This is a genomic window from Emticicia sp. (genome assembly GCF_049241225.1).
Classification (GTDB): domain Bacteria; phylum Bacteroidota; class Bacteroidia; order Cytophagales; family Spirosomataceae; genus Emticicia.
Window position 1 is genome coordinate 1 of sequence record NZ_JBMLRC010000156.1, and the last position, 4,637, is coordinate 4,637.

Consider the following 4,637-nt stretch of genomic DNA (forward strand, 5'->3'; position numbering starts at 1 on the left):
TTCGACTTCGCTCAGGCACCGAAAATTCGACTCCGCTCAGGCACCAAAAATTCGACTCCGCTCAGGCATCGAATCACTTCGCTCTTGGAATATATAAATACGACTCAAAAATTTAACATTAATTTTTCTCGGTGCTTAAGCGGAGCCGAAGGCATCAAGAAAAACACTTTTGAAAACTTTATGCGTGGCTTCATGTACATTTTAGAATGTTTTGATGGTAGCTATTATACTGGTAGTACTGTCAATCTCGAACTTCGGATTCAGCAACACCAAAATGGAGAGGGTTCAATTCATACTCGAAAGCATCGCCCAGTAAAACTTATTTATTATGAAGAGTTTGACAGAATTGACGAGGCTTTTCTCAGAGAAAAACAGATTCAAAAATGGAGTAGAAAAAAGAAAGAAGCTTTAATCAAAGGTAATCTTGAAGCATTACACAAACTTGCAGAATGCCGAAATGAAAGTCATTGTTCGAACGCTGCCTTCGACTCCGCTCAGGCACCGAATCACTCGACCCAACGACCAGATATTTTCGAATAAACAGCAAAACTAAACGCTTTTGGTTAAAATCGGTGCCTGAGCGGAGTCGAAGGCCTGATTTTAACAAAAAAAGCGAAGCAAAAGTCTCGAAAAACTTTCACTTCGCTTTTTTACTATCGACCATCGACTAAAAACTATCGACTACTTAGCAACTTCCATGCTCACTTGGCGAGCGTTGATAGTTTTGCCTTGCATTCCTTCTAATACACGCTTTACTTCAGCTTGCGGTACTTCAACAAAACTAAATTTGTCGTAAATATCAATTTGTCCAATCGCACGACCCGCAATACGAGTTTCTGAAGTGATTGCACCTACAATATGATTTGGAGCAACGTTATCTTTGCGGCCTAAGCTCAAAAACAAACGTACCATGTCGGCATTACCTGAGCCACGTCCACCTTCCTGACGTCTTTCTCTTGGCTCGAAACGACGTTCACGTTGGAATCCACCGTCACGTCCGCCATCACGACCACCTTCTCTACGTCCGTATGGAGCTCTTGAGTCACGGCTGTTTCCGCCAAATCTTGCATCTCTATCGCCACCTCTTGCCTCACGGAAAGTATCAGATAATTGGTGGTCAGCAAATTCGCTCTTCACTTCACCTACTTGCATTTTAATCAAAGCAGCCATGATTTGTGCATCAGAATAACCTTCTTCGCTCAATTGTGCAATAATTCCATCGTAAGTAGCATCAACACCTGCTGTAAGGGTCTCTTTTACTTGGTCAACAAATCTTTGGTGACGAGTTTTCACTAACTCAGCATAAGTCGGGATAACTCCTTGTTCGATTTTTGCTTTTGTATAGTTTTCGATTCCACGCAAAGCACCACGCTCACGAGCCGAAATAAACATAAATGCTTTTCCAGTCTTTCCAGCACGGCCAGTACGACCGATACGGTGAACGTAATATTCTAAATCTTGCGGTACATCGTAGTTGAATACTGCATCAACACCCGATACGTCGATACCACGAGCAGCTACGTCGGTTGCAACCAAGATTGTGGTTGTACCAGCACGGAATTTACTCATTACTTGCGTACGTACTTGCTGACGCATATCGCCGTGTAAGCCTTCGGCAGCATAGCCACGAATCTGCAAATCACTTACGATTTCATCAACTTTTGATTTTGTGTTGGCAAATACCAACATCAATTTCAAGTTATGCACATCAATCAAACGAGTCATTACTTCCATTTTCGCCTCACGACGAACCGAGAAATAAAACTGCTCAATGTTTGCGTTTGAAACCTCTGTTTTCAAAGTACGAACGATTTCAGGATTTTTCTGGAAACGTTTCGCAATTGAAAGGATTTCTGGCGACATTGTTGCCGAGAATAACACTGTTTGACGCTCTTCTGGTGCGAAAGACAAGATTTTTTCGATGTCTTCTCTGAAGCCCATGTTAAGCATTTCGTCAGCTTCATCTAAAATCGCCAACTTAATATCGCTCAATATTAAGGTCTTGCGGTCGATGTGGTCCATGATACGGCCAGGCGTTCCGACCACAATTTGTGAACCTTTTTTCAAAGCCAAAAACTGACGCTCATACGACTCACCACCATAAATGGCAGCCACGTTGAGGCCTCTTTTGTACTTAGCTAATTTCTGGATTTGTTCTTTTACTTGGAGAGCCAACTCACGAGTTGGACACATTACTAATACTTGCGTGCTTTTGCTATCAACATCAACTGCTTCGATTGCAGGGATACCAAATGCCGCTGTTTTACCTGTACCTGTCTGAGCCTGTCCGATGAAATCACCACCACGCATTACAACTGGGATACCTTGTGCTTGAATTGGAGTTGTGTACTCAAAACCCATTTCTTCAACTGCACGAAGGATGTACTCTGATACTGGAAGGTCAGAAAATTTTACTTGTTCCATTAAGGATAAAATGTTTTAGTCGGAACGTACACTGTCGTCCTCACGCAAAACCGTGGATTGCCCCGATAGCCGAAAAAAAATGATAAAGCGAACGATGAGAACCATCCGTTGCTGCCCTGAAAGGAAATTGAATGAAGAGAAACTTCAAAACGATTTTATTGACGCAGAGGCCCGATAACGGATGTGCCTTTTTTAATACAGACGCAAAATTACGGCCAATATTTTTATAAAGCAAGTGTTTGCAAGAAAGTTTGTATTTTTTTTAGACGGCTCACTAAAGTCTGCTATCGAAACCCTCATATTTATTGACAAAAAGGCAATATAAATACTTATTTATAAGGTATTTCTCGGCAAAACAACAATAGTCTTGAAACGATAATATATATAACTTTTCTAATATTAAAGAATTTTATTTGGATGAAAGATATTTACACAAAATTCTGATTTATGCTTTTAAAAGAATACAGTTGAAGATTTGGGAAGTATTTGAAGCGGAAACTTCTAAACTATTTTTATATTTCTTCATACAGCTTATCAATGTTTTAGGAGGTAATTATCAATAGTTTCACAACAAATATTATTTTTACTTTTCATTTGGTTTCTTTAAGCCTAAAAAACTGAGAATAATATAAACTTAACAACTATTTCACCCTCAATCCTTTCTCTATTATGAAAAAAGTACTCCTTTTAGCGATTAATTTACTGTGCATACTTCAACTTGCACAAGCACAATTAGATTTACCTGCATCGGCCAATAATCCAAGAGCCACCGTTTCGGAAGAAGTGGGTATTACGTCTATTACTATCAAATACAGCCGCCCCGATGTCAATAAGCGTGAAGGCAAAATTTTTGGCGATGGCAACCCCGTAACTTATGGTTTTTCGTCGGGTAATTTTACTACTGGTAAGAACAATTCTCCATGGCGAGCAGGAGCAAACGAGTGTACGACAATTACGTTTGAGCATGATGTAAAAGTTGAAGGCCAGCCCATTAAAGCTGGTACTTACGGAATCTTCATGGCAATGGGTGCTGAGAATGTAACAATTATCTTCTCGAAACAAACCGAAGCATGGGGTAGCTTTAGTTATGACGAAAAAGATGATGTGTTGAGAGTAAATGTAAAACCAGTGGCTTTGGATAAAAGCGTAGAATGGCTCAAATATGAGTTTATTGAACACAAAGAAAAATCATGCGTGATAGCCATGCAATGGGAGAAAGTTTCGGTGCCATTTAGAGTTGATGTAGATGTTGACAACATAGTTTTGGCCAGAATTAGAGAAGAACTAACAAGCCGCAAAGGTTTCAATCCAATACTTGTGATGTCGGCAGCACAGTATTGTTTTAGTAAAAATATCAATTTAGAAGAAGCTTTGGTGTGGAGCAAAAAAGCAGTAAGTGGTACTGGCGGACAAATAACTTTTGTCACATTGCGAAATTTAGCAACGGCCTACGAGAAATTAAATAGAATTTCGGAAGCAGATTCGGTAATGAATGAAGCCTTGCAAATAGCCACGGCTAATCAATATACAACTTATGGTCGTCAGTTGATTGGGCAAAAACGTATCGACAAAGCAATGGACGTATTTTTGGCTTCGCAGAAAAGATATGGCGATGTGCTGGGCGTAAATAGCGGTTTGATGAGTGGATATTCAGCCAAAGGTAAATTTATGGATGCCGTTAAATATGCCGAAATGGCCTTGAAACAAACACCAAATGAAGCAGCCAAGAAAGCCTTAGAAGCACAAATTGCCAAGTTGAAAGAAGGTAAAGATATTAACTAGTCCACGGTCAATTGTCGATAAGTCCACAGTAAGTGTTACTTTTATAGTTATTAGGTGTAGAAAACTGTCGATATATTTATTCTATCAAATAAATGATTTTACAGAAGTCTCTGTTTTTCTATCAGAGACTTCAATTTTATAAAACTATGGAAATCACACAAGAAAACAACTCAAAGAATGGTATCTTCAAAGCCATCGAAAACGATACAATTACAGGCGAAATGACTTATGTATGGGCGGGAGAAAATAAATTTATCATTGACCATACGGAGGTTTTCCCTGAATTTGAAGGCAAAGGCGTTGGTAAAAAGCTCGTGATGGCAGGCGTTGAATATGCTCGTGCTAATGGCTTCAAAATTCTTCCGCTTTGTCCGTTTGCCAAAGCTCTCTTTGAGCGAACACCTGAAATTCAAGATGTGAGGTTTTGAAAA

General features: G+C 39.6%; 4 protein-coding genes. 3 read left to right on the forward strand and 1 reads right to left on the reverse strand.

Translation table 11 applies throughout. The features are described 5' to 3' along the window. The coding region (locus ACOVO2_RS09130; protein ID WP_421769664.1) for a GIY-YIG nuclease family protein at positions 1-540 on the forward strand (540 nt) is incomplete at its 5' end. 141 nt (positions 541-681) lie between these two features. On the opposite strand, the gene ACOVO2_RS09135 is transcribed toward ACOVO2_RS09130, so the two are convergent. After that, a complete protein-coding gene (locus ACOVO2_RS09135) occupies positions 682-2,424 on the reverse strand; it encodes a DEAD/DEAH box helicase (RefSeq protein WP_421769665.1) in 1,743 nt (580 codons plus the stop codon). Between the two features lie 669 nt (positions 2,425-3,093). Here ACOVO2_RS09135 and ACOVO2_RS09140 point away from each other — a divergent pair. Together ACOVO2_RS09140 and ACOVO2_RS09145 are read left to right on the forward strand one after the other, a co-directional pair. Next, entirely contained in the window at positions 3,094-4,206 is a 1,113-nt protein-coding gene (locus ACOVO2_RS09140) for a DUF2911 domain-containing protein (RefSeq protein ID WP_421769666.1), read from the forward strand. Positions 4,207-4,352: 146 nt separating this feature from the next. Beyond that, a complete protein-coding gene (locus ACOVO2_RS09145) occupies positions 4,353-4,634 on the forward strand; it encodes a GNAT family N-acetyltransferase (protein ID WP_421769667.1) in 282 nt (93 codons plus the stop codon). Positions 4,635-4,637 lie beyond the last annotated feature (3 nt).

What these genes read in the sequence shown, in the direction of transcription:
- ACOVO2_RS09135 (WP_421769665.1), bottom strand. Translation starts at nt 2,424, where the DNA reads ATGGAACAAGTAAAATTTTCTGACCTTCCAGTATCAGAGTACATCCTT.
- ACOVO2_RS09140 (WP_421769666.1), top strand. Translation starts at nt 3,094, where the DNA reads ATGAAAAAAGTACTCCTTTTAGCGATTAATTTACTGTGCATACTTCAA.
- ACOVO2_RS09145 (WP_421769667.1), top strand. Translation starts at nt 4,353, where the DNA reads ATGGAAATCACACAAGAAAACAACTCAAAGAATGGTATCTTCAAAGCC.